Origin of the sequence: Rhizobium skierniewicense Ch11 (assembly GCF_023757665.1) — a bacterium.
In the GTDB taxonomy this organism is placed as follows: domain Bacteria; phylum Pseudomonadota; class Alphaproteobacteria; order Rhizobiales; family Rhizobiaceae; genus Agrobacterium; species Agrobacterium skierniewicense.
Map to the genome: position 1 here is coordinate 11898 of NZ_RXPG01000021.1, position 24835 is coordinate 36732.

Sequence of the window (24835 nt, forward strand, 5' to 3'; positions counted from 1 at the left end):
TTCAGGCAAAAAATGTGCGGGCGTAATCGAGAGCTTCGACCAGGGCGTCCACTTCCGCGCGCGTGTTGTAAAGGCCGAATGATGCACGGCATGTGGAGGTCACGCCGAAGCGTTTCAAGAGCGGCATCGCGCAATGGGTGCCAGCGCGCACGGCTATGCCGCGCCGGTCGATCACCATCGAGACGTCATGGGCATGGATGCCTTCGAGCTCGAACGAGAAAATCCCGCCCTTACCGGGTGCATTGCCGATGATGCGCAGCGAGTTGATGTCGCGCAGACGCTCCGCAGCGTATGCCGCCAGATCCGCCTCATGGGCAGCAATCGCAGCACGTCCCACGCCTTCCATATAGTCCAGCGCGTAACCGAGGCCGATAGCCTGCACGATGGGCGGTGTGCCCGCCTCGAACCGGTGCGGTGGCTCGTTGTAGGTAATCTCGTCTTCGGACACGTCGAGGATCATCTCCCCACCGCCCTGAAACGGGCGCATGTCCTTCAACCGGTCGGCCTTGCCGTAGAGCACGCCGATACCCGACGGGCCGTAAAGCTTGTGGCCGGTCATCACATACCAGTCGCAGTCGATATCGCGAACATCGACCGGCATGTGAACAGCAGCCTGAGAGCCATCGACAAGCACCGGAATGCCACGCTCATGCGCGATGCGGCAGATTTCCTTGACGGGGACCACAGTGCCGAGCGCATTGGACATATGCGTGATGGCAACCAGCTTGGTCTTTTCCGTCAGGCTTTTTTCAAAATCCTCGATGTGAAACGCACCGTCATCATCCACCGGCACCCAGACGAGCTTCGCACCCTGCCGTTCACGGATGAAATGCCATGGAACGATATTGGAATGGTGTTCCATGATCGAAAGGACGATCTCGTCGCCCTCGCCGATCTTCGGCATGCCATAGCCGTAAGCCACGGTATTGATCGCCTCGGTCGAGGATTTCGTGAAGACGATCTCGTCCACCGAACCTGCGTTCAGGAAGCGGCGCACCTTTTCACGCGACGCCTCATAAGCATCGGTTGCGGCATTCGAGAGAAAATGCAGGCCGCGGTGGACGTTGGCATACTCGTTTGCGTAAGCATTCGAAATAGCGTCGATGACCACCTGCGGCTTTTGTGCGGACGCGCCGTTGTCCAGATAAACCAGCGGCTTGCCATAGACTTCGCGCGAAAGGATGGGGAAATCCTTCCGAACGGCTTCTACGTCATAAGGGGCAGCCAATACGGCGCGTTCGCTATCAGGCATGACGGTCCAACCAGTCGGCAATGATGCCCTCGAGCGCTTCTACCAGATGTTCGTCTTCCAGTTCTTCCACGATCTCATCGACAAAAGCATTAACGAGCATCGCCCGCGCCTTCGCCCGTGGCACGCCACGCGCCATCAGGTAGTAAAGATGGTTGTCGCTGATATCGGCAACGGTCGCACCATGGCCACACTGCACGTCATCGGCAAAGATTTCCAGTTCCGGCTTGGCCGAGAACTCGCCATCATCAGACATGAGCAACGTATTGCAGGCCATCTTGGCATCGGTCTTCTGCGCATCGGGCGCAACCCGGATCATGCCCTGGAAAATGCCCTTGGCGCGGTCGAACACCACGTTGCGGAAGACTTCCGTCGACGTCGTGTTCGGCACGTTATGGCCAAGAACCATGGTGACATCGGTATGTGTTTCGCCACCCAGCAGGTTGACACCACGGATCGACAGGTCGGAACCCTCACCCTCGACATCGACGCGCAATTCCTGCCGAACCAGCTTGCCACCGGCATTGATGACGAACAGGCGCAGATGGGCGTCCGCACCGATCTTGATCCGCAACTGGCCCAGATGCGTATCGGCGGCACCCTGCGTTTGCAAAATGATGTATGTCGCCTGCGCACCGTCATCGACAGTGATGTCACTGACGGAAGACACGAACGCAGCCTCATCCGTCACAGACAGATGGCGCTCGATGACCGTAGCCTTCGCGCCTTTTCCGAAGTGCACCGGGAAACGGGTGTGAACCTGCCCTGCTCCATGGATGACCTGAAGCTCCAGCGGCGTTTCAAGTTGTGCCTCATCCGGAACGACGACAGAAACGCCATCGCGAACGAAGCTGCCATTGATGCGACCAATGGCATCGTCCTTGCTGGCGGCAACCAGAGCGGAGGCGGCGGTGCCGTCCAGAAGGTTGTCGGCATAGCTGGCGATATCGAAGCCTTCGACCTCGCTATCGATTGCCTTGCCGTGCAGCACATAGGCCACCGGCGAGCCGGCAACGAGTGTCGCACGCTTTTCGATCATCGGTGCTGGCGCATCTTCGGGGATGGCACGCAGCAGGGTCTTCAGATCGGTATAATGCCAAGCTTCGACGCGGCGCGTCGGAAGACCGCCGGTTTTCAGATCGTCGAACAGCACATCACGTGCGGCAACCACGTTGCCATCACCCGGCAGTTCGCCAAACTTTTTCGTAAAGGCTTCGGCCAGCGCTGTTTCCGCTGGGGTCTGCCGGTTGGTTGTTTGCATGTTCATCACATCACCCTTCCCAGCCAATCAGGCTGCTTCACCGATGATGTCGGCGTAACCGTTGGATTCCAGTTCCAGTGCCAGAGCCTTGTCACCGGAACGGATGATCTTGCCCTTGTAGAGGACATGAACGCTATCCGGCACGATGTAGTCGAGCAGACGCTGGTAGTGGGTGATGACGATGGTCGCACGATCGGGAGACTTCAGCGCGTTGACCCCATCGGCCACGATCTTCAGCGCGTCGATATCGAGACCAGAGTCCGTTTCATCGAGAACGCAAAGCTTTGGCTCAAGCAGCGCCATCTGCAGGATTTCCGCACGCTTCTTTTCACCACCGGAAAAACCGACATTCAGCGGACGCTTCAGCATATCCATGTCGATCTTCAGATCGCCAGCGGCTTCCTTGACCTTTTTGATGAAGTCAGGCGTCGTCAGTTCAGCTTCGCCACGTGCCTTGCGCTGCTCGTTCATGGCAACCTTCAGGAACTGCATGGTAGCAACGCCGGGAATCTCGACAGGATACTGGAAGGCAAGGAAGATGCCCTTGGCCGCGCGCTCGGCAGCGTCCAGTTCCAGAATGCTTTCGCCGTTATAGAGAATGTCACCGGAGGTGACTTCGTAATCTTCACGGCCCGACAGAATGTAGGACAGCGTGGACTTGCCAGAGCCATTGGGCCCCATGATAGCCGCCACTTCACCAGCCGCAACCTTCAGGTTCAAGCCCTTGATGATCTGCGTGTCGGTATCGGCGATCTTTGCGTGCAGGTCGATGATTTCAAGCATGTTGTGATCTCTCTATTCTTCAAGATTTTCTGGTGGCGGAAGCAATTTCTGCTCCTCATCGCTTTTCGGGAGACCGCGCATCTCGCGACTTCCAAGACCAACCGCTTTCATTACCCGCTCAAATAAATCGACAGCGGGACCAAGCTTCTCTGCGGCCTCTCCGACACTACCGCTTACTTGAACAAATGCTGCCATAAGTGCTGTCAGCTTCGTTCGCTCGTTATCTAATTCTTTCAGAAAGAGGTTGAGCTTAATAAACAGACTTTCCTGCTTTTGAGTACCTAGATCCGCACTATCAATACGTACTTTTATTTTGTTCACTAGATTGCGGATACTGTCTTTGTAGTCATCCCTGATAACCACGGTATCAAAGACGGCAGATGTCCTACTTCTCGAATCCGCCAACATTTTGAAATCAAATAGCCCATCAATCGAAGACAAATACTCTCGTGCTTCAGCAAACGAACTTAAGGTGCCACCACCGTTGATGGTGTCAATTATTAACGGCGTTAAATCAAACGTCTTAGATGCCTGTATCAAACGACCTCGATAAAGACGCACATCCTCGACCTGCGGGTCACCGTCGTTATCATATCTTACAAGTTTGGATCGTAACCTGCCGCTGTAGATAACGAACGCCATTTCGTCATCCTCAGGCAAATCGTCGTATACGCTCGCGTCATTCGTAAAAGTCATCAACCCACGCTACCTTCCAGCGAAATTCCGATCAGCTTCTGCGCTTCAACCGCAAACTCCATCGGCAGTTGCTGAATGACGTCCTTCACAAAGCCGTTGACGATCAGCGCGATGGCTGCCTCTTCGGGAATGCCGCGTTGCAGGCAGTAAAACAGCTGGTCCTCAGAAATCTTCGAGGTCGTTGCTTCATGCTCGAACTGGCAGGACGAATTCTTTGCTTCGATGTAAGGCACGGTATGGGCGCCGCACTTGTCGCCGATCAAAAGCGAGTCGCACTGCGTGAAGTTGCGCGTATTGGTCGCCTTGCGGTGAGCCGACACCTGGCCGCGATAGACGTTTTCCGAGAAACCGGCAGCGATGCCCTTGGCGATGATGCGGCTCGACGTGTTCTTGCCGAGGTGGATCATCTTGGTGCCGCTGTCGATCTGCTGATGACCGTTGGATACGGCGATCGAGTAGAACTCGCCACGGCTGTCATCCCCGCGCAGAATGCAGGACGGATACTTCCACGTAATGGCAGAGCCGGTTTCGACCTGTGTCCACGAAATCTTCGAACGGTGGCCACGGCAATCGCCGCGCTTGGTTACGAAGTTGTAGATACCGCCCTTGCCGTCCTTGTCACCAGGATACCAGTTCTGGACGGTAGAATATTTGATTTCGGCATCATCCAGCGCCACAAGCTCAACGACCGCAGCATGAAGCTGGTTTTCATCGCGTTGGGGGGCGGTGCAGCCCTCGAGATAGGACACGTAAGCGCCCTCTTCTGCGATGATCAACGTGCGCTCGAACTGGCCGGTGTTCTTCTCGTTGATGCGGAAATAGGTGGACAATTCCATCGGGCAACGAACGCCTTTTGGCACGAACACGAAGGAGCCATCAGTAAAGACAGCCGAGTTCAGCGTTGCGTAGTAATTGTCCGTCGTTGGAACGACCGAGCCGATATATTGCTTGACCAGCTCAGGATATTCACGAATGGCCTCCGAAATCGACATGAAAATCACGCCGGCCTTCATCAGCTCTTTCTTGAACGTGGTCACGACCGACACGCTGTCAAACACGGCATCCACGGCCACGCGGCGGTTTTCGACGCCAGCCAGAATTTCCTGTTCCATCAGCGGAATGCCGAGCTTTTCGTAAACCTTCAACAGCTCGGGATCGACATCCTCGAGCGACTTCGGGCCGGGCGTGCTTTTTGGCGCGGCATAATAATAGAGATCGTTGAAATCGATCTTGGGATAATTGACGCGCGCCCATGTGGGCTCTTCCATCGTCAACCAGCGCTGGTAGGCCTCAAGACGCCATGCAAGCATCCATTCAGGCTCTTCCTTCTTGGCGGAAATGAAACGGATCACCTCTTCCGACAGGCCTTTCGGGGCCTTGTCGACTTCGATCTCGGTTTCAAAACCGTATTTGTACTGGTCCACATCGATCTGGCGGACCTGATCGATCGTTTCCTGAACCGCTGCCATAGTCGTTCTCCAATCTCGCCGGATCCAAGGTCCGGTGGCTTGTCAACGTATCAAGACGGAAGGTCCGCCTTCATTCGTGTCGCGCATAACTTTTATCGTTATGCCTTATTTAGTGTTCGGATGGCGCTTTTCACACTCTCCGGCAAGCGGAAATTTGACTTTCCGTATTTGTTTTGGCGTCAAGCCGCCTGCACGGCCAGCTTTCGCCGCCCTGCGATTTTGGCAAACGCACAAATGGCTTTGTCGATGTCAGCCTCGGTTGTCGCCGCTCCGAGCGAAATACGAAGCGCGCCAAGTTTCGGATCATGCCCCATGGCTGTCAGCACATGGCTCTCGCCCACCTTGCCGGATGAGCACGCAGCACCCGCAGAAAGCGCGATGCCCTCGATATCGAAGGCGATCTGCCCCGTCTCGGACTTCAGACCCGGCACGGTGAAAAACGTGGTGTTTGAAACACGCGCGGCATCGGCACCGTGGATGATGACATCGGGTGCAGCGACGCGCATCGCATCTTCCAACATCGTGCGCAGCACATTCAAACGCTGCACTTCCGCGTCAAGATGACGGGCGGCCTCGGAGGCTGCCGTGCCAAAACCGATGATGGCAGAGGTGTTTTCCGTGCCGGACCGATGACCCTTTTCCTGCCCGCCACCGTGGATCAACGGTTTCGGCATCATCACCTCGCCGCGGGAGATCAAAGCGCCCATGCCCTTGGGTCCGCCGATCTTGTGAGAAGACACGATCAGAAAATCAGCGCCAAGCGCTTCGATATCAACCGCGATCCGGCCAACGGCCTGCACGGCATCCACCACCAGCAATCCGCCGGCAGCATGAACAAGGCCCGCCGCGTCCGCTACAGGTTGAATAATCCCGGTTTCGTTGTTGACCAGCATCAGCGCGACCATAGGAAGACCTCTGGAGGCATCGTGAGACGACAGTGCAGCTTCAAGCTTTGCGAGGTCAAGAATGCCGTCAGCCGTAACGGCTATTTCGCTGACATTACTCTTTTCGAACCGTCCACCCTCGCGAACGGCTGGATGCTCGATGGCCGAAACATAGAGATGGCCGATGGACAGCGCTGAGCGCCCCATCCTGAAGGCGGGCGAAAGTACAAGATTGGCAGCTTCCGTCGCACCACTGGTAAAGATGGCATGTGAAGCCTGCGCACCGACCAGCGCTGCCACATCACGGCGCGCAGATTCGATTGCGGCACGCACCGCACGACCTTCCTTGTGAACCGACGAGGGATTGCCGTGCATATCGAGAGCGGAGACAAACGCATCCCTTACGGCGGGCAGCAAAGGTGCCGTCGCGTTCCAGTCGAGATATGTGCGCGTCATCGTGCTCATGGGGAAACTGTTCTGTCTAATCTATGATTGATCGCCGAAGCGCATTTTCCTTGAAATTTCCGCTCTGCTTGCCTTATGACACATTCAACAGTGCAGACAGCACACGAAGTTTCGAATAATTCTAAACTGGGTTTTAGAAAAGCTGACCATCCGCGTCAAGTCTTCTTGCGCATGGAAAGGGTCAGAAACAGAAAAACACGACCGGAGTCCATATGCCCGAAGTCATTTTCAACGGCCCTGCGGGTCGCCTCGAAGGCCGTTACCAGCCCTCAAAGGAAAAAAGCGCCCCGATTGCCATCATCCTGCACCCTCACCCGCAGTTCGGCGGCACGATGAACAACCAGATCGTCTACCAACTGTTCTACCTGTTCCAGAAGCGCGGCTTCACGACTTTGCGGTTCAACTTCCGTTCCATCGGCCGCAGCCAGGGCGAGTTCGACCACGGTGCTGGCGAGCTCTCGGATGCCGCGTCGGCACTGGATTGGGTACAGAGCCTACATCCCGACTCAAAGAGCTGTTGGGTGGCCGGTTACTCCTTCGGTTCTTGGATCGGCATGCAGCTTCTGATGCGCCGCCCTGAGATCGAAGGCTTCATGTCCATCGCTCCGCAGCCGAATACCTACGATTTCTCGTTCCTGGCACCATGCCCGTCCTCCGGCCTCATCATCAATGGTGATGCGGATAAGGTCGCGCCTGAAAAGGACGTCAACGTTCTGGTGGAGAAGCTGAAGACCCAAAAGGGCATTCTCATCACCCACCGCACCCTTCCCGGTGCAAACCACTTCTTCAGTGGTCAGGTCGATACCCTGATGGCTGAATGCGAGGATTATCTGGACCGCCGCCTCAACGGCGAACTGGTGCCGGAGCCTGCCGCGAAGCGGATTCGCTGAAACTTCGAGAAGACCAAGCGAAACCGCGGTTTCTTGTTTGCCGTCATCCTCGGGCTTGTCCCGAGGATCTACTCACGGTTCCAAAATTGCGACGTCGCAGATGCTCGGGACAAACCCTGATATGACGAACGTGGCGAGCGCTCTTTTCACCGGCACGACAGCCACCGCCCCCCCTAAACCCTCGCCAAAACCCCACCCGTGACCGGCTCGGTCACGCCCGTCGTACCGGGATATGTCAGCGGCAAGCCTCTCAGCGACCGGACGGCCAGATAAGCCCAGGCTTCCGCCTCCATGGCCCCGCCATCGAAACCCGCCTGCTCTGCTGCAATAACCTTTGCCCCTTGTTTTGCGGCCTGCTCTGCGAATTCACGCATGATCACGGGATTCAGACGCCCGCCACCGCAAACGACGTAGGTTTTCACCGCTTCCGGCAAATAGCTCGCGGACTTCAAGATCGCGGCCCCCGTGAGATGCGCCAGTGTCCGCGCGCCATCTTCAAGCGACACCTCACCCTTCACGGGCGGCAGGAAATCGGAGCGGTCCAGCGAGCGACGGATATTGGCAGAGAAGAACGGGCTTTCCATGTAACGTGACACCAGCGACGGAACGACCGCCCCTCGGGCCGCGGTCTCCCCGCCCTTATCATACGCCTTGCCGGTATGCGCTTCGATCCACTGGTCGATCAGCATGTTGCCGGGGCCGCTGTCGAAAGCCGCCAGCGTGCCATCGTCTCCCACAAAGGTCAGGTTGGAAATGCCACCGATATTGACAAGGACGGCAGGTGTGTCGAACTGTGCCGGAAGGTTGGCGGCAAGTGCTGCGTGATAAACTGGAATGAGCGGCGCGCCCTGCCCGCCATGCGCCATGTCATTGGCGCGCATGTCATAGACAACATCGATACCTGTCTCCTGCGCCAGCAATGTGCCGTTGCCGATCTGCACCGTCAAGGCATCGTCCGGCCGATGCAGCACGGTCTGGCCGTGGAAGCCGATGAGATCGATATTGGTCGATTGGAGTTTATGGCGCAGCAGGAAGGATTTCAACGCCGCTGCATGACACAGGGTCAGCTTGCGCTCGGCATCTGCCAAATCGCCGGGGCGCTCATCGCGCTGCTTGATGGCTTTCGCAGTGATGAGCGCTTTCTTCCATGTCTCGCGAAGTTGGGTATCATACGGAAAATACCCGCTCGGCCCGTGGTGGACGACGCTTTCGCCGTCTGTGCGCAAGAGCGCGATGTCTATGCCATCCATGGACGTGCCGCTCATCAGCCCTATCGCCGTTCTGACTTCGCCCATATCAGTTCTCCTGCCTGCTGGAATCAACTCATACCAGATTGCCGATATTCATGGCGCAAACGGGTGCACTTTTCAAAAAATGATGCTAAAGGCGCGGCATTCACTGGCATTTCAGTGATGCAGAAGACCCAACCAGAAAGAAAAAGGTTATGTCCAGGTTCAAGTCCGATTTCCTCCGCACACTCGATGAGCGCGGCTTCATTCACCAGATCTCCGATGAGGCAGGTCTCGATGAACTTTTCGCCAAGGAAACCGTGACTGCCTATATCGGCTTTGATCCGACCGCGCCCAGCCTCCACGCTGGCGGTCTGATCCAGATCATGATGCTGCACTGGATGCAGAAGACCGGCCACCAGCCTATCTCCCTCATGGGTGGCGGCACCGGCATGGTTGGGGATCCCTCGTTCAAGGACGATGCGCGTCAGTTGATGACGATCGATACGATCGAGAGCAACATCGCATCGATTAAACGCGTGTTCGCCAACTACCTCGATTACGACGCAGCGACCGCGCCTGCCTTGATGATCAACAATGGCGACTGGCTGCGCGATATCAACTATCTCGAATTCCTGCGGGATGTCGGCCGCCATTTCTCGGTCAACCGCATGCTGTCCTTCGAAAGCGTCAAGACGCGTCTCGACCGCGAGCAGTCCCTTTCGTTCCTCGAATTCAACTACATGATCCTTCAGGCCTACGACTTCGTGGAACTGAACAAGCGCACCGGTTGCCGGCTGCAAATGGGCGGTTCGGACCAGTGGGGCAATATCATCAACGGTATCGACCTCGGTCACCGCATGGGCACGCCACAGCTTTACGCCCTGACATCGCCGCTTCTGACCACCTCTTCGGGTTCGAAGATGGGCAAGTCGATGAATGGTGCCGTCTGGCTGAACCCGGACATGCTGTCGGCCTATGATTTCTGGCAATACTGGCGCAATACGGAAGATGCCGATGTATCGCGCTTCCTCAAGCTCTACACGACGTTGCCAATGGACGAGATTGCACGGCTCTCGGCGCTGGGGGGCTCTGAGATCAACGAGGTCAAGAAGATCCTCGCGACCGAAATCACCGCCATGCTGCATGGTCGTGACAATGCGGAGCAGGCAGCAGACACGGCACGCAAGACCTTCGAAGAGGGCGCGCTTGCCGACAACCTGCCGTCGATCGATGTGCCAAAAGCCGAGCTTGAAGCAGGCATCGGCCTTCTCTCGCTCATCGTCCGTGCCGGTCTGGCCGCCTCCAACGGCGAAGCGCGTCGCCACGTTCAGGGCGGTGCGGTCAAGATCAACGACCGGAACATGGCCGATGAACGTCAGGTCATCGGTACAGGCGAAGTCACAGCAGATGGTGTGATCAAACTGTCCTTGGGCAAGAAGAAGCACATTCTGGTGCGTCCAGCGTAGGGTTTCGCGGTCTCACAAAAACAAAAAGGCAGCGTTCGCGCTGCCTTTTTTTGTTTTTGCACGTTTATGAAAGGTATCAGTTTCTCAGCTTGTATCCGGTCTTGAACATCCAGCCGATAACCCCGAGGCAAGCCGCCAGGAATAGGGTAACCATGCCCAGACTGAGAAGCGGATTGACGTCCGAAATCTCATAGAAGCTCCACCTGAAACCGCTGATGAGATAGAGGACCGGATTGAAATGGCTGACCGTCTGCCAGAAGGGCGGCAGCATGCTGATGGAATAGAAGCTCCCGCCAAGGAACGTCAGCGGTGGCACGACCAGCATGGGAATGAGATTGAGCTGCTCGAAATTCGAGGCCCACATGCCGATGATAAAGCCAAAGAGACTGAAGCTGATGGCCGTAAGGACAAAGAACAGCAGCATCACGAACGGATGAGCAATCGACACATCGACAAAAAACGACGCGGTGATGAGGATGATCGTGCCGATCAACAGTCCCTTGGTCGCGGCGGCCCCCACATAGCCGGCCAGAATTTCCGTCATGGCAACGGGCGCGGACAGGATTTCGTAGATGGTGCCGGTGAATTTCGGGAAATAGATGCCGAAAGCGCCGTTGCTGATGCACTGAGTCAGCAGTGTCAGCATGATGAGGCCCGGCGTGATGAACGCGCCATAGGAGACGCCATCGACTTCCTGAATGCGCGACCCGATGGCCGTGCCGAACACGATGAAATAGAGCGAGGTGGAAATGACCGGTGATACCACGCTCTGCAACAGGGTGCGGCGTGTGCGGGCCATTTCGAAGAGATAGATGGATTTGATGGCCTCGAAGTTCATTTTTGACCTCCCACCAGCGCTACGAAAATATCTTCGAGAGAGCTCTGGCGTGTCGAAATATCTTTGAAGTGAATACCCGCAGCAGACAGCGCCGCCAGCAGATCGGCGATCCGGCCCTGTTCGCCGCTGCCTTCATATTCGTAGGTGAGGCAGGTGCCATCGTCAGACAGCGTCAGCTTGAAGCCGGACAGACTATCCGGCAAGACGGTCACCGGCTCGGTCAATTCCAGCGAAAGCTGCTTGCGACCAAGCTTTTGCATCAGGGCGGTCTTGTCTTCAACCAGCAGCAACTCACCGCTATTGATGACGCCGACACGGTCGGCAATCTCTTCGGCTTCTTCGATGTAGTGGGTGGTGAGAATGATGGTGACGCCGGTTGCGCGAAGGTCAGCCACAACCTTCCACATATCCCGTCGCAAGGCCACATCGACGCCCGCTGTCGGTTCGTCCAGAAACAGGATCTGCGGCTCGTGCGCCAGCGCCTTGGCAATCAGCACACGCCGCTTCATGCCACCAGACAGCTCACGCAGCATGTTGTCCTTCTTGTCGAAGAGTGACAGCGACTTGAGAATATTTTCGATCAGCTCCGGGTTCTTCTTCTTCCCGTGCAGGCCCCGTGAGAATGACACCGTGTTTAAAACGGTTTCGAACTGGTCGGTCGTCAATTCCTGCGGCACGAGACCGATGAGCTCGCGCGTCTTGCGAAAATCACCGACGACATCGTGGCCACCCACCAGCACGCGACCATTACCGGGATTGACCAGACCGCAGATGATGGAAATCAGCGTTGTTTTACCCGCACCGTTCGGCCCGAGAAGCGCAAGGATTTCACCTTTGTAGATATCAAGCGTAACACCCTTGAGGGCCTGAAAGCCGTTGGCGTAGGACTTCGTCAGGTTCTGGATGGAAACGATTGGCGTTTGGGGAGAGTTCATCAGACATCTTTCAACACAATCTTGCTGGACAGCATATAGGTTCCAGATTGCTTAAAAGCCATCCCCGCCGCGATATCATACCTTAATTTAAGCGTTGCTTAGCCGATCATACTCAACTGCAGTGGCGATAGCCTGATTTGCGGGTGCGAAGATCGAAATGGAAGTGGTTCCAGTGGCTAGGGTCACTGCCGGGACCAAGCACCGTGGAGAAATATTTGCAGCTGTCGCTGCGCACCGCTTTCAGAAGACCCTTTTCGCGGAAGGCGAAGAAGTTCTTTGAACGCACATCGATTTCCTTGCCGTTCTTCAGCGTGATGGTTCCGATATCGATAGCATTCCCGCGCGCGTGTTCAGACCATGGGTTGCTGGAGCGCGAGTTCATCTTGCGGCAGGAATAACCACCCATCGGTGTGATCCGCTCCACGCCGGAGAGGTAGCGGAAGCGCGAAGACGGCACGAGTTCGAACTTCACCCATTTGGCAAAGGCCAGCGTGACCTGGCAATTGAGTTTCACCGCAGGCCGGATCGCCACACCGCTGGCAAGGCCCGATAGCTCGATGGGATAATCGATGCCACAGGTCGGACCATCGGACACGCGCGCAACGTCACGAAACGCAACACCCAGCCTGCGCAGTTCAGAGCGGCACGACACTTCAGATTGCGGCATCATGCCCGGCGGTGACGACATGCGACGTTCCTGAGCAGGGTTTTCCGGCATCAGCATCGCGACGTCCTGCACCGGCTGGCGCTGGCCCTCCCCCGGTGGTGGAATGAGACGGGACTGGCTGACCGACTGTCTGCGTGGAGCGGGAGACATTGGCATCTGGCTCTCCGCCTCATCGAGCATGGGCTGGTGCGCCTGACCACCGGAAACATCCAGGTCCTGCTCTTCGGCTAGGCCGCGGACCGGTGCGACGCCCAGGCCGTCATCCATGTTGACGCCACCCTCGCCTTCCGCCATCTCGCTCGATGGCTGCGGGCTTTCTCCGCCAAGGCGCTGTTGCTGCGCATCCAACGTCGAATACTGCTCACCCGCCCCCGCCTGCAACAGTGGATCGCGCGAAGCAGGTTGCTCGGGCATAGGCTGGGATAACGGTGCGTCATCGCTTTCGGGCTGGGTCGTGGCGACCCTTGCAGGCGGTGCGCTGTAGCTTTGCTGGTGCGTTGAGCGAATGGAGCTCACGCGTGTCGAACCGTCTACCTCGGCGGGCGGCACGAGCCCCTCTGCCGAACAGGACACCATCACCGTGGAGATCATCAGCAACGTCACGATGCGACGCGGAAGGGAAACATACGCCATACCAGAACCCGTACCTTCAGCGGCCGCAAAGCGCGGCAATCGAATCGAATCTTAAACAAATTTGGTAAACGAACCGTATGTGCGAGCGCACGGATACTCATGGACGATTGCTTGGATGCAAAAAGCCGGACGACCTTTGGGTTGCCCGGCTCTTGTCAACGATGCGTTCTCTGAAGGGTGCCGCTCAGGGCAGCTTGAACTTGAAGGTCAACATATACTCGGTTCCCCTTTCGCGATCCCGGGTGCGTGAGACTTCCAGCGTCACATCGTCAAGACGGTGTTCCAGCCGTTCCGTCACCTTGCCGTCAGCGGTCTTTTCGTGGAAAATTGATGTTCGGTCGTAACCGAGGCTGATCTTTCGCGTCTGCGCGTCACCCATCAACGTTTTGGCAATGGAGGCGGTGGCTTTGCCGTTTTGCAAAGTCGCTTCGAAACCGCGCGACGTCAAATCCTGAAACGCGCTTGCCGAAACTGCTTGGTCCATCTGCCGCAGACTGCCGCCCGCACTGAGCTTGGACACGCGACGGCCGTCAGACTCAACAGACAGATTGTGCGTGGCCTCGAAATCCGCTGGACCGCTGCTGTGGAAACCATCCGCAAACCGATTGTTGTAGCTGAAGACGTAACGCTCGCTGCGCGCATTGTATTGGAAGCCGTAGGTCGAATTGCCGTTGCGAAGCTGAATGCCGGGGGCAGGCTCATTTCCCAGAATGGGGGAAACATTGCTGGCAAAATTGAACAAAGGTGCCGTCACCTGTTCGAACTGTGCGTTTGTTAACTCGACTGGCTTTCCATCACAATCGAAGCCGCCAACGGCGAGGCATGGTCGACGGTCTATAACACTTTTCAGTGCGAAAACGGTGCAACCGTCCGACGTGGTACCAGCGATGGCGGCATGAACGGAGTTTCGCAGCGTGTAGCTTCCGCAGCACGAGAAGGCGTCATTATCGGGGCGCGCATCTCTGGTGAAGCCCGTAAAGACGACCCCGCTTGCCCCGCGTGAAAGGCTGGCATCGCCAAAATGAGGGCCGCTTTTGAGCGGAAAAAGCTGCAGCGCGTTGTCTTGTGCCATGGCGCGTGAGCCTGAAAGCTCGGATAACGGCGTGGATGGCATTCCTATCTCCTCATCACAAAAGTCGTATCGAACAAGAAAGACAAAACTAATGCGAGCGCAAATAGGGCGAAATTAAAGCTTTTGGATGAAATGATGTGGCGATTTTCGAAATGCCTGAAGACGTGTTTGTTTGAGCGGAACAAAAAAAGGCGCCCGCAGCGGGCGCCCTTGCGTGGTAAAGCAGGGGATCAAGCCGCACGTGACATACGCTGGCCTGCGGTTTCACCCTCGAGTTGGAACCGTGACAGAAGCGAACGAAGCTGGTGGCTTTCTTCTGCCAGTGTCTGGCTGGCTGCCGTCGTTTCTTCCACCATTGCCGCATTCTGCTGCGTCATCTGGTCCATGTGGTTGACGGAGGTGTTGATCTCCTGGAGACCGGTTGCCTGTTCGCGCGCCGCCGTTGCAATCGTGTTGACGTGACCATCGACGCGATTGACCAGAACCATGATTTCATCCAGTGCATCACCGGTGGAGCGGACAAGCGACACGCCACTACCGACATGCTCGGCCGAGCTGTTGATGAGCGACTTGATCTCCTTGGCGGCGTTGGCGGAACGCTGAGCAAGCTCACGCACCTCCTGTGCAACAACCGCAAAACCGCGACCGGCCTCGCCTGCTCTTGCAGCTTCGACACCGGCATTGAGGGCCAGAAGATTGGTCTGGAAAGCGATTTCGTCGATGACGCTGATAATCTGACCGATCTTCTTGGAGGAGTCCTCGATGCGGTTCATCGCATCCACCGCATTGCGGACGATATCACCGGAGCGACCAGCACTGCTCTTCGTCTCCGTCACCATCTGGCGCGCTTCGTTGGCACGATCAGACGCTGTGCGAACGGTCGATGTGATCTCATCCAGCGCAGCGGCTGTTTCTTCCAGAGCAGCCGCCTGCTGTTCCGTGCGCTTGGAAAGGTTGCCGGTGGCCTGGCTGATATCGGAGGCGCTGTCGTTAACGACATGGCTGGTCTTGGCAATAGCACCAATAACGGTGTGCAATTCGCCCACTGCGCTGTTGAAGTCAGTCCGCAGCTTTTCATATTCGTGGCCGATGGAACCAACCTGAACGGTGAGATCACCCTTTGCGAGGCGCTCAAGCGCCTGTGCGAGTTCAGCCATGGCACGCGCTTGCTGATGGGACGCAGCGTGGACGGCTTCCTCGTTGCTGCGGCGGCTCTCTTCGAGCGCGCGTTGTTGTTCGGCCTCACGGACCTGCAACTGGGTGCGTTCGTTAACGGAGTCGCGAAGAACCAGAAGTGTTTTCGCCATGGCACCGATTTCGTTTCGGCGATCGGTGAAGGGCACCTGCGCGTTCCCGTCGCCATCGGCGATGCTACCCATGCTTTGCTTGAGGCGTGCAATCGGCCGCGTCACGCCGCCCACGACAAAGGTCGCAGCAACAAGAACGATGATAGCGCTGAATATGCACAGTCCCGCAACCCAAAGCGCCTCTCCCCAAAACGCAGCCTTCAGGTCATCCACATAAACGCCGGTACCTACAATCCAGCCCCAGGGCGCAAAGCCGGCAACGTGTGAAAACTTCTCAACCGGATCGGGAGAACCGGGTTTGGGCCAGTAGTAATCGACAAAGCCTTTACCACCCGCCTTGACGGTATTGACGAATTCTACGAACAGAAACTTCCCGTTCGGGTCCTTGTTCGTCGAAAGGTCTTTTCCATTCAGCTCGGGCTTGACCGGGTGCATGACCATCGTCGGACCCATGTCGTTGATCCAGAAATAACCACTGCCATTCTCATAGCGCATCGACGCAATGATAGCCTTGGCCTGCTGTTGCGCCGCCTCCCGTGTCAGTGCACCGCTTTGCTCAAGCTTGTAATATTGGTCAAGAATACCGACACCCGTCTGGGTCATTGATTCAAGTCCTGCTTTCCGCTCTCGCTCCATTCCCTGGTAATTACCAAACAAACTGGATGTAAGAGCGGCGACCATGATGACAAGAAACATCGCAACGAGCGCGTAAAGACGCATCGAAATTGTCAGGTGCTTCATGCTGTTCGCCTCCTCATTTGTTATAATATGAAATATGATAATTGATAAATATTGATGATGAATAAACCAGGATCAGATGGAACTTAAAGATTGAAAGCCGACGGGCTCTTTTCGTGCGCCTTCTCGATCTTATCGGCTAAGCCAAATACGGGCTAACGTCTGATTGAAAGTCTCGTGATAAATACATCAGCAAACATTTTTCATCACCATTTTTTATGGAGATACTCTGTAACTGGCTGTGGCGGGGAATGTCGAAAGGAAGCGTTAATTATAGAGGCGTAACTTAATGGGACGCTTCTATACAGACGGGTTAATCCATGGTCGTGCCTGCTTTTCCCTTCACCCATTATGACCTGAAAGAGTTGCGCACAGGCGCGATCATCGAGGTATCGCTGAACGCGGTGAACAATGTTAGACTGATGACATCGGGTGATTATCAGCGCTTCATCGAAATGCTGGATTTCAACTATCTGGGTGGCGTGGCCAAAAGGTCTCCCCTACGGGTGACAATTCCCGAAACATCCCACTGGCACCTGATTGTGGACTGCGAAGGCCATCACACGCTAGCGGAATCTGCTGTCAAGATTTTGCCGCCGAGTGCCATGACGCCCGTTCGCGAAAAAGCTGAAGCAATGGGCTAGTGACGCCCTATTGACCGTTTCGCTCGCGGCGCAACTTCGCCCACCAATCCAGACGTTTGCGAATATCCCGCTCGAAACCGCGATCCGGCGGATCATAGAAGGTTTTGCGTCCCATTTTCTCCGGGAAATAATCCTGCCCTGAAAAAGCATCCGGCTCGTCGTGGTCGTAACGATAGCCATCGCCGTAAGCTTCGCTTTTCATCAGTTTGGTCGGCGCATTGAGAATATGCTTCGGCGGCAGCAGCGACCCGTTTTCCTTGGCCGCCCGCATAGCCGCTTTGTAGGCCGTATAAACGGCGTTGGATTTGGGTGCTGTTGCGAGATAGACGCAGGCCTGCGCCAGCGCCAGTTCGCCCTCGGGAGAACCGAGATAATCATAGGCATCCTTGGCGGCGTTGCAGATGACCAGCGCTTGCGGGTCGGCAAGCCCGACGTCCTCTACAGCCATGCGCACCAGTCGGCGCCCCAGATAAAGCGGGTCTTCGCCCGCATCGAGCATGCGCGACAGGTAATAAAGTGCCGCATCGGGATCGGAACCGCGCACGGATTTATGCAGCGCTGAGATGAGGTTGTAGTGGCCGTCCTGAGCCTTGTCGTAAACTGGCGCCCGACGCTGCACGATGTGAGTGAGGCCTTCCGTGTCGAAGATCTCGTCCTTGCGCACAGCGCGCCAGACCTCTTCCGCCAACGTCAGAACTGCCCGACCGTCTCCATCTGCCATGCGGATCAGCGAGGCGCGGGCATCGTTGGTCAGCGGCAGCGGTTTTTCCTCGACGCTTTCGGCGCGGGTCAGGAGTTCAGACAGACTTTCCTCGTCATGCGATTTGAATGTCAGGACACGCGCGCGCGACAGGAGAGCCGCGTTGAGCTCGAAGGATGGGTTTTCGGTCGTCGCACCGACGAGAATGATGGTACCATCTTCCATAACAGGCAGGAAACTGTCCTGCTGGGCGCGGTTGAAGCGATGGATTTCGTCCACGAACAGCAATGTCTGCCGCCCGTTCATGCGCCGGGTGCGCGCACTCTCAAACACCTTCTTGAGATCGGCAACGCCGGAAAAGATGGCGGATATCTGCTCGAAGGCCAGTCCCGCCTCGCCTGAGAGAAGCCTTGCAACCGTCGTCTTGCCGGTGCCGGGAGGGCCCCAGAAAATCATCGAGCCCAGTGAGCCGCTCTCGATCATCCGGCGCAGAACGCCCTCTTCCCCCGTCAGATGCTGCTGCCCCGTAACCTCTGCAAGCGTTGTCGGGCGCAAACGGTCCGCCAGAGGCCGCCGATTGGCGACCTCTGCTGGGATCTGTGGGGCGAAGAGATCGCCACTCATCGCAGGAATTGCCGGATACGCTGACCATCGCGAACGATTTCCAGACGCCAGAAGCCCGGATTGTCCTCCAGCGCTTTTTCGACATTGGCAGTAGACGTCATATCCGCACCATTCAGCGAGACGATAATGTCCTTGGGCTGAAAACCGACGCGAGATGCGGGCGAATTGCGCTTCACATCCATGATGACAACACCTGTGGTGCTGGTCGGCATGCGCAACTCATCGGCAAGCTTGGGCGAAAGATTGGCGACTGTCGCACCAGCAAAGGGATTGCGTCCCTCCAGCAGACGTTCATCGCGCGGTGCCGTTTCCGGCGCCGCGTCGAGCGCGATGGTGACGTTTCTTTCTTTGCCTTTGTCGATCACAGTGATGGTCGCAGACTTGCCGATTCCAGCCGTGGTGAGGCGGTAGCCCAGCGCATCCGGATGTTCCACCGCAATTCCGTTGACAGCCGTCACCACCTGCCCTGGCTCGATACCTGCCTTTTCGGCAGGCCCGTCCTTGACCACTCCGACGACAAGCGCCCCTCGGGCACGCTTGAGGCCCAGCGCTTCGGCCACTTCCGACGTCACGGGATCGAAGGTTGCACCGACATAGGGACGCTGGAAAGTGGTATCGCCCTTTTCGGCTGCTGCGAGGAAGACGCGTACCAGATTGGCCGGAATGGCAAAGCCGATACCGTTGGAGCCCCCACCGCGCGAGAAGATGGCCGTGTTGATGCCGATCAACTCACCCGCCATGTTCATGAGGGCACCGCCAGAATTACCTGGGTTGATCGACGCATCCGTTTGGATGAAGAAGCCGAAATCGCCCTGGGTCACTTGGTTGCGTGCGAGGGCCGAAACAATACCGCTGGTCACCGTCTGCCCGACGCCAAAGGGATTGCCGATGGCCAGCACGAGATCACCGACTTCTGTTGCATCGGAATTGCCGAGCGCCAGAACGGGGAACTCCTCCTTGGCATCGATCTGCAGAACGGCAAGGTCGAGGCGATCATCCTTCAACAAAACTTTTGAAGGGAATTCACGACCATCGGCAAGCGCCACCTTGATATCATCGGCGCCCTCGATGACGTGATTGTTGGTCACCACAAGTCCGCTTGCGGTCGCAACGACGCCGGAGCCAAGCGAAGACTGCTTTTCGGTCCGGTTCGGTGATTGCTGACCGAAAAACTGCTCGAAGAACGGATCGCCCGCAAAGGGCGAGGCCCGTTTTTGAACAAGCCGTTCTGCGTACACGTTGACCACAGCGCCAGCCGTTCGCTTGACCAGCGGTGCAAAGGATAGCTGCATTTCGGTGGTGTTCGCAGGCACGGTTTTATTGTCCTGCGCGTGCACCGGAACCGGTAGAACGAGCATCGTCGCCAGCAGTCCGGTTGTTAAATAGTTCAACATGCTCGGCATGTGATTCCTCATCCTCATCAATATGATGGAGTTATAACGCTTGAGCCTATAAATCAAAGGGCGGCAAGATCATGACGGACTGTGGCTTAAACGACGGAATGGAACAAGTTGCCACGTTTGCTGCTTTAGACGTTCTATAAGCCCGATCATGGAAAAGAGATCCACATGCATTTCAGGAAACATAGTCTTGCTGCTCTGATTGTTATCGCCTCATACTCTCATGGATCGCCCGTGGGCGCCGCAAGCTTTGATTGCGCAAAGGCAGACCTCGCCGCAGATGAAAAGGCGATTTGTGAAAACCGGGCACTGAACGATCAGGACGTTCGCATGGCGACGACCTTCGATATCCTGACACAATTGATGGCCATGGGCGCGCGCGATGAACTAAAGACCCAGCAGAGTGAATGGCTGAAACAGCGCCAGACCTGCGCCGCTGATGTCGCCTGCCTCACCACCGCTTATGATGAGCGCATGAAGAAACTCGGCGAAGCTTTTCTCAACATCAACAGACCGCTTTAAACCGCTGAAATGATTCCACCCATCAGCCCGTGCAACTGGTCGCGATATCCGGTACGGGCAGATGGTGCGTCATCGCGCGATGTCATGACGACCGACAGTTTCTTCGAAGGTACGATGTAGAGCATCTGGCCACCATAGCCCCACGCGTAATAAACCATTTCGCCAGCCATTTCCTTGATGAACCAGCAGTAGCCGTAACCATCCCCATTGAAGACAGAATTTGTACGCCGGACCCAGGACTGATCGATCCAGTTTTGCGAAACGATCTGCTCTCCATCCTGCGTGACACCACCCCTGCGGTAGAGCTCACCAAATGCCAGGAGAGACCGAGCCGTCATCGCCATCTGGTTTCCACCCAGATAGATGCCCTGAGGGTCACGCTCCCATGAGCCAATGGAGAAGCCGTCAAGCGGCGAGAACCAGTCCCGCGCCAGGGCCAGCGTCGATTTGCCTGACGCTTTCGTCAGGATGGCCGAAAGCAAATGCGTAGACCCTGTGGAATACAACATCCCTCCGCCGGGCTCGCCTGCAAAACCGGAACCGAGCGCCATGCGCACCCAGTTTCGGCTGGAAACCCAGCGACCGTAATTTGGCCCCGACATTCTTTCCAGACCAGATTGCATGGACAAGAGATTGCCAATGGTCACCTGCTCCAGGCGAGGATCGGGGCTGGGCGGAAAATCCGTTCGCAACACGGAGGCGATCGGCTGGTCAACGCCTTCCAATATTTTTCGATCGATCGCAATGCCTACAAGCGCAGACACAATGGATTTTGACGCCGACTTGATGTTGGTCGAGCCATTCAAAGACGCGCCTTTGAATCCGCGGCTAGCGACCTCCCGGCCATCGATGCTGACGATGACCGTCTTCAAACTATCCAGCGCATCGGCATTTTCGAGTAGCTTCGGTACACCATCCCGCGTCTGCGCGCGCACGACTGAAGCGAGTGGAAGAGAAGCGATGAGGGCAAGTGCTGTGCGGCGTTTCATGATGCCTTAGTTAATGCCTTTCGAAAGAAGCAGAAGGCCCCTCACTCATTTGTGACTTCTTTAACACATGACAAGGCGTACGCGAACAACGACTTCCAACGCTTTATTGAATCAGTCTGGTAACGCATTGAATCATTTTCGAGCGGCTATTCTTCGTAAATCATCTTCTTCGTCATGCCTCCGTCCAGCACCAGCACCTGCCCGGTCATGAAGCCAGCACCAGCAAGGTAGACAACGGCATCTGCGACGTCCTGCGGGCGGCCTACCCTGCCCACCGGGTGTTGCTCGTTGTCTTTTTTACGCAGATCGGCCTCACCGGTGATCCAGCCCGGCGCGATGGCGTTGACGCGAATGTTCGGGCCGAGGCTGACCGCCAATGCGTGGGTCAGCGCCACCAATCCGCCCTTGGATGCCGCATAGGCTTCCGTCTCCGGCTCCGACATGAAGGCGCGCGTGGACGCCATGTTGACGATACCGGCGCCCTCACCCATCAACGGAACCGCCGACCTGGTCATCAGAAACGCACCGGTCAGATGGCTGTCGGTCACCTTGCGCCAGTCAGAGAGCGACAATTCGTGGATCGGTCCAGTGTTGGGTCCGGCGATACCTGCATTGTTGACGAGAAGCTCCAGTCCGTTCCAGCCGAGCTGCCGGAAGGCCTGCAGGACGGACGCCTCGTCGCCCACATCACACTGGATGTGCTGCGCCTTCGTCCTGCTCTCCCTGATATCGAAAGAAGCGACAGTCCAGCCATCTTTTAAAAGAGCTTCGATAATACTGGTTCCGATCAAACCGGCACCGCCGGTCACGATTGCACGTTTCATTGGTTTTCAAATCCTGTTTTCTCACTGTCTGGCAACGTGGTTGCAAAGATGCGGTTCCCCCGTTCGAAAACAAGGTTGGCATCAGCAGCCGAATTGTCCATGCTGAGACACATGCGATCACTGGACCAACAAGTGCCCCGGTTGAAGTCGGACCGTCTCGTTCTTCGACCGTTCGACATAACCGATGCGCCTCAACTGGCGCGGATCACCAATGATCCACTGGTGCTGCGCAATCTCCTGCGCACGTCATATCCCTTCACCATCAACGATGCGCGAAGGTTGATTTTGCGATTGCGCAATAAGAAGTTGCCCGTCTGGGCCATCGACAATGGTCGCTTGATTGGTCTCATCGGTTTATCCGGTGAATTCGGCCTATGGCTTGGCCGCAGCGCATGGCGCCAAGGCTATGGTCGAGAAGCCAGCCAGCTCGTCATACACCATGCCTTTGCGCACATGAAGATAACCACGCTTCATGCAAACCCGATCAGCGACAACAGGGGATCATGCCATCTGATGGAGAAGCTTGGATTTAGCGATGTCGGGCGAACGCAGTCATTCTGCAAGCAACGCAACAAGATGGTGGCGCTGCGCTGCTACGAGTTAAAAGCCGTTGGGTGAAGACAGTATAGGTCCCTTGCACGTCATGCTCGGGACAAGCCCGAGGATGACGTGCAAGGGTAAACCTTATTCAGGCAGAATACGCACGGCGCCCTTATCCGCGCTGGACGCGAAAGCAGCGTAGGCTTTGAGAGCCGTTGTCACGTTGCGCTTGCGCTGTTCGGCTGGCTTCCAGCCCAACTGATCCTGCTCTGCACGACGAGACGCCATTTCGGCATCGGGAACCTTGAGGTTGATCGTGCGGTTGGGGATGTCGATCTCGATGGCGTCACCGTTGCGCACAAGGCCGATAGCGCCGCCCTGCGCCGCTTCAGGCGACGCATGGCCGATGGAGAGCCCCGATGTGCCGCCGGAGAAGCGACCATCGGTGATCAAAGCACAGGCTTTGCCAAGACCCTTGGACTTGAGGTAGCTGGTGGGATAGAGCATTTCCTGCATGCCCGGACCGCCCTTGGGGCCTTCGTAGCGGATAACAACGACATCGCCTGCCTTCACTTCGTTGGACAGAATGCCCTTCACCGCAGCGTCCTGGCTTTCGTAAACAACAGCAACGCCATTGAATTTCAGGATCGACTCGTCAACGCCTGCCGTCTTCACAATGCAGCCATCCAAAGCGATATTGCCGTAAAGCACAGCCAGACCGCCATCCTTGGAAAACGGCTTTTCGACGGAGCGAATGACGCCGTTGTCGCTGTCGGTATCCAGCTCATCCCAGCGCGAGGACTGGCTGAAGGCAACCTGCGTCGGCACGCCACCGGGGGCGGCCTTGAAGAACTGGCGCACGGTCTCGCTGTTGGTGCGGGTAATGTCCCACCGGTCGATGGCATCGCCCAGCGTCGGTTCATGCACGGTGTAGCAATCGCGGTTGATGAGGCCACCGCGGTCCAGCTCACCCAGAATACGCATGATGCCCCCTGCGCGGTGGACGTCTTCCATATGCACATCGCTCTTGGCAGGCGCGACCTTGGACAGGCATGGCACCCGGCGCGACATGCGGTCGATGTCTTCCATGGTAAAGTCGACTCCGCCCTCATGGGCCGCGGCCAGGATATGCAACACGGTATTGGTGGAGCCACCCATGGCAATATCCAGCGCGATGGCGTTCTCGAATGCTGCCTTGGTCGCGATGGAGCGCGGCAGGACGGTATAGTCATCCTGCTCGTAATGGCGGCGGGCCAGATCGACAATCAGGTGACCGGCCTCAACGAACAGGCGCTTGCGGTCCGAGTGTGTGGCGAGCGTGGAACCGTTGCCGGGCAAAGCCAGGCCCAGTGCTTCCGTCAAACAGTTCATGGAATTGGCAGTGAACATGCCGGAGCATGAGCCACAGGTCGGACAGGCAGCGCGCTCGATGGTATCGACTTCCTCATCAGTCATCTTGTCGTCGGCTGCTGCGACCATCGCGTCCACCAGATCGAGCGCAACGGTCTTGCCATGCAGAACCACCTTGCCCGCTTCCATCGGTCCACCGGATACGAAAACCGCAGGGATATTGAGGCGCATGGCGGCACTCAGCATGCCAGGAGTGATCTTGTCGCAATTGGAGATGCAGACCATCGCGTCGGCGCAGTGCGCATTGACCATGTATTCGACGCTGTCGGAAATGATTTCACGCGATGGCAGCGAATAAAGCATCCCATCATGGCCCATGGCGATGCCGTCATCGACCGCAATGGTGTTGAATTCCTTGGCAACACCACCAGCAGCTTCGATTTCGCGCGCCACCAGTTGACCGAGGTCCTTCAGGTGGACGTGGCCGGGCACGAACTGCGTGAACGAGTTGACCACCGCGATAATCGGCTTGCCGAAATCGCCATCCTTCATACCGGTGGCGCGCCAAAGGCCGCGCGCACCGGCCATGTTGCGGCCGTGGGTTGTCGTTCTGGAGCGATAAACTGGCATCTGCTTATTCCTCGATTTTTCTCACAC

Annotated in this window: 22 protein-coding genes; 5 read left to right on the plus strand and 17 right to left on the minus strand. The window is 56.8% G+C overall.

Annotation, left to right across the window (positions count from 1 at the left end; translation table 11 throughout):
* Position 1: 1 nt before the first annotated feature.
* The 6 genes from EKM04_RS14295 to EKM04_RS14320 all read right to left on the minus strand — a co-directional run bounded on the left by EKM04_RS14295 (position 2) and on the right by EKM04_RS14320 (position 6807).
* Positions 2-1252, minus strand: a complete 1251-nt coding sequence (locus tag EKM04_RS14295) for a cysteine desulfurase (RefSeq protein ID WP_183895642.1) — start codon at positions 1250-1252, stop codon at positions 2-4.
* Entirely contained in the window at positions 1245-2516 is a 1272-nt protein-coding gene (gene sufD, locus EKM04_RS14300) for a Fe-S cluster assembly protein SufD (RefSeq protein ID WP_183895640.1), read from the minus strand. Before sufD ends, EKM04_RS14295 begins: the two co-directional genes overlap by 8 nt.
* 21 nt (positions 2517-2537) lie before the next feature.
* The gene (gene sufC, locus EKM04_RS14305) at positions 2538-3293 is read right to left on the minus strand and encodes a Fe-S cluster assembly ATPase SufC (RefSeq protein ID WP_174153332.1); all 756 of its coding nucleotides are present in this window, start codon (positions 3291-3293) and stop codon (positions 2538-2540) included.
* A gap of 12 nt (positions 3294-3305) precedes the next feature.
* Positions 3306-3935 (minus strand): hypothetical protein, encoded by a 630-nt coding sequence (locus EKM04_RS14310; RefSeq protein ID WP_183895638.1) that lies wholly within the window; start codon positions 3933-3935, stop codon positions 3306-3308.
* Between the two features lie 53 nt (positions 3936-3988).
* On the minus strand, positions 3989-5458 hold the full coding sequence (gene sufB, locus EKM04_RS14315; RefSeq protein ID WP_174153333.1) for a Fe-S cluster assembly protein SufB: 1470 nt from the start codon (positions 5456-5458) through the stop codon (positions 3989-3991).
* Between the two features lie 179 nt (positions 5459-5637).
* Positions 5638-6807, minus strand: a complete 1170-nt coding sequence (locus EKM04_RS14320) for a cysteine desulfurase family protein (RefSeq protein ID WP_183895636.1) — start codon at positions 6805-6807, stop codon at positions 5638-5640.
* Between the two features lie 212 nt (positions 6808-7019).
* On the opposite strand from EKM04_RS14320, the gene EKM04_RS14325 reads away from it, so the two are divergent.
* Positions 7020-7697 carry an alpha/beta hydrolase gene (locus tag EKM04_RS14325; protein WP_174153335.1) on the plus strand — a complete coding sequence of 226 codons (678 nt, stop codon included), beginning with the start codon at positions 7020-7022 and terminating at the stop codon, positions 7695-7697.
* Positions 7698-7870: 173 nt separating this feature from the next.
* Here EKM04_RS14325 and EKM04_RS14330 read toward each other — a convergent pair whose 3' ends face one another.
* A complete protein-coding gene (locus EKM04_RS14330; RefSeq protein WP_183895635.1) occupies positions 7871-8992 on the minus strand; it encodes an anhydro-N-acetylmuramic acid kinase in 1122 nt (373 codons plus the stop codon).
* Positions 8993-9141: 149 nt separating this feature from the next.
* Here EKM04_RS14330 and tyrS point away from each other — a divergent pair, with 149 nt between their 5' ends.
* Positions 9142-10395, plus strand: coding sequence for a tyrosine--tRNA ligase (tyrS, locus tag EKM04_RS14335; RefSeq protein ID WP_183895633.1), 1254 nt, complete (start codon positions 9142-9144; stop codon positions 10393-10395).
* A 76-nt stretch (positions 10396-10471) separates the two neighbouring features.
* On the opposite strand, the gene EKM04_RS14340 is transcribed toward tyrS, so the two are convergent.
* The 5 genes from EKM04_RS14340 to EKM04_RS14360 all read right to left on the minus strand — a co-directional run bounded on the left by EKM04_RS14340 (position 10472) and on the right by EKM04_RS14360 (position 16588).
* On the minus strand, positions 10472-11233 hold the full coding sequence (locus EKM04_RS14340) for an ABC transporter permease (RefSeq protein WP_174153338.1): 762 nt from the start codon (positions 11231-11233) through the stop codon (positions 10472-10474).
* A complete protein-coding gene (locus tag EKM04_RS14345) occupies positions 11230-12168 on the minus strand; it encodes an ABC transporter ATP-binding protein (protein WP_174153339.1) in 939 nt (312 codons plus the stop codon). Before EKM04_RS14345 ends, EKM04_RS14340 begins: the two co-directional genes overlap by 4 nt.
* 112 nt (positions 12169-12280) lie before the next feature.
* The gene (locus tag EKM04_RS14350; protein ID WP_183895631.1) at positions 12281-13468 is read right to left on the minus strand and encodes an extensin-like domain-containing protein; all 1188 of its coding nucleotides are present in this window, start codon (positions 13466-13468) and stop codon (positions 12281-12283) included.
* A gap of 184 nt (positions 13469-13652) precedes the next feature.
* A complete protein-coding gene (locus EKM04_RS14355) occupies positions 13653-14582 on the minus strand; it encodes a hypothetical protein (protein WP_234910918.1) in 930 nt (309 codons plus the stop codon).
* Positions 14583-14770: 188 nt separating this feature from the next.
* Entirely contained in the window at positions 14771-16588 is a 1818-nt protein-coding gene (locus EKM04_RS14360; protein WP_183895629.1) for a methyl-accepting chemotaxis protein, read from the minus strand.
* 317 nt (positions 16589-16905) lie between these two features.
* On the opposite strand from EKM04_RS14360, the gene EKM04_RS14365 reads away from it, so the two are divergent.
* Complete coding sequence (locus EKM04_RS14365) at positions 16906-17229, plus strand: DUF1883 domain-containing protein (RefSeq protein WP_183895627.1); 324 nt, start codon at positions 16906-16908, stop codon at positions 17227-17229.
* A 7-nt stretch (positions 17230-17236) separates the two neighbouring features.
* On the opposite strand, the gene EKM04_RS14370 is transcribed toward EKM04_RS14365, so the two are convergent.
* Both EKM04_RS14370 and EKM04_RS14375 read right to left on the minus strand, forming a co-directional pair.
* A complete protein-coding gene (locus EKM04_RS14370) occupies positions 17237-18553 on the minus strand; it encodes a replication-associated recombination protein A (RefSeq protein ID WP_183895625.1) in 1317 nt (438 codons plus the stop codon).
* Positions 18550-19956: a DegQ family serine endoprotease gene (locus tag EKM04_RS14375; protein WP_183895623.1), complete on the minus strand. Its 1407-nt coding sequence runs from the start codon at positions 19954-19956 to the stop codon at positions 18550-18552. Before EKM04_RS14375 ends, EKM04_RS14370 begins: the two co-directional genes overlap by 4 nt.
* 165 nt (positions 19957-20121) lie before the next feature.
* Here EKM04_RS14375 and EKM04_RS14380 point away from each other — a divergent pair, with 165 nt between their 5' ends.
* A complete protein-coding gene (locus tag EKM04_RS14380; RefSeq protein ID WP_183895621.1) occupies positions 20122-20475 on the plus strand; it encodes a lysozyme inhibitor LprI family protein in 354 nt (117 codons plus the stop codon).
* Here EKM04_RS14380 and EKM04_RS14385 read toward each other — a convergent pair.
* Entirely contained in the window at positions 20472-21464 is a 993-nt protein-coding gene (locus EKM04_RS14385) for a serine hydrolase domain-containing protein (RefSeq protein WP_183895619.1), read from the minus strand. The genes EKM04_RS14380 and EKM04_RS14385 overlap by 4 nt on opposite strands.
* Before the next feature lie 146 nt (positions 21465-21610).
* Positions 21611-22288 carry an SDR family NAD(P)-dependent oxidoreductase gene (locus EKM04_RS14390; protein WP_183895617.1) on the minus strand — a complete coding sequence of 226 codons (678 nt, stop codon included), beginning with the start codon at positions 22286-22288 and terminating at the stop codon, positions 21611-21613.
* Positions 22289-22420: 132 nt separating this feature from the next.
* Between EKM04_RS14390 and EKM04_RS14395 the strand changes: the two genes are divergently transcribed.
* The gene (locus EKM04_RS14395) at positions 22421-22906 is read left to right on the plus strand and encodes a GNAT family N-acetyltransferase (protein ID WP_210290066.1); all 486 of its coding nucleotides are present in this window, start codon (positions 22421-22423) and stop codon (positions 22904-22906) included.
* Positions 22907-22972: 66 nt separating this feature from the next.
* On the opposite strand, the gene ilvD is transcribed toward EKM04_RS14395, so the two are convergent.
* Positions 22973-24808 (minus strand): dihydroxy-acid dehydratase, encoded by a 1836-nt coding sequence (ilvD, locus tag EKM04_RS14400; protein WP_183895614.1) that lies wholly within the window; start codon positions 24806-24808, stop codon positions 22973-22975.
* Positions 24809-24835: the final 27 nt, after the last annotated feature.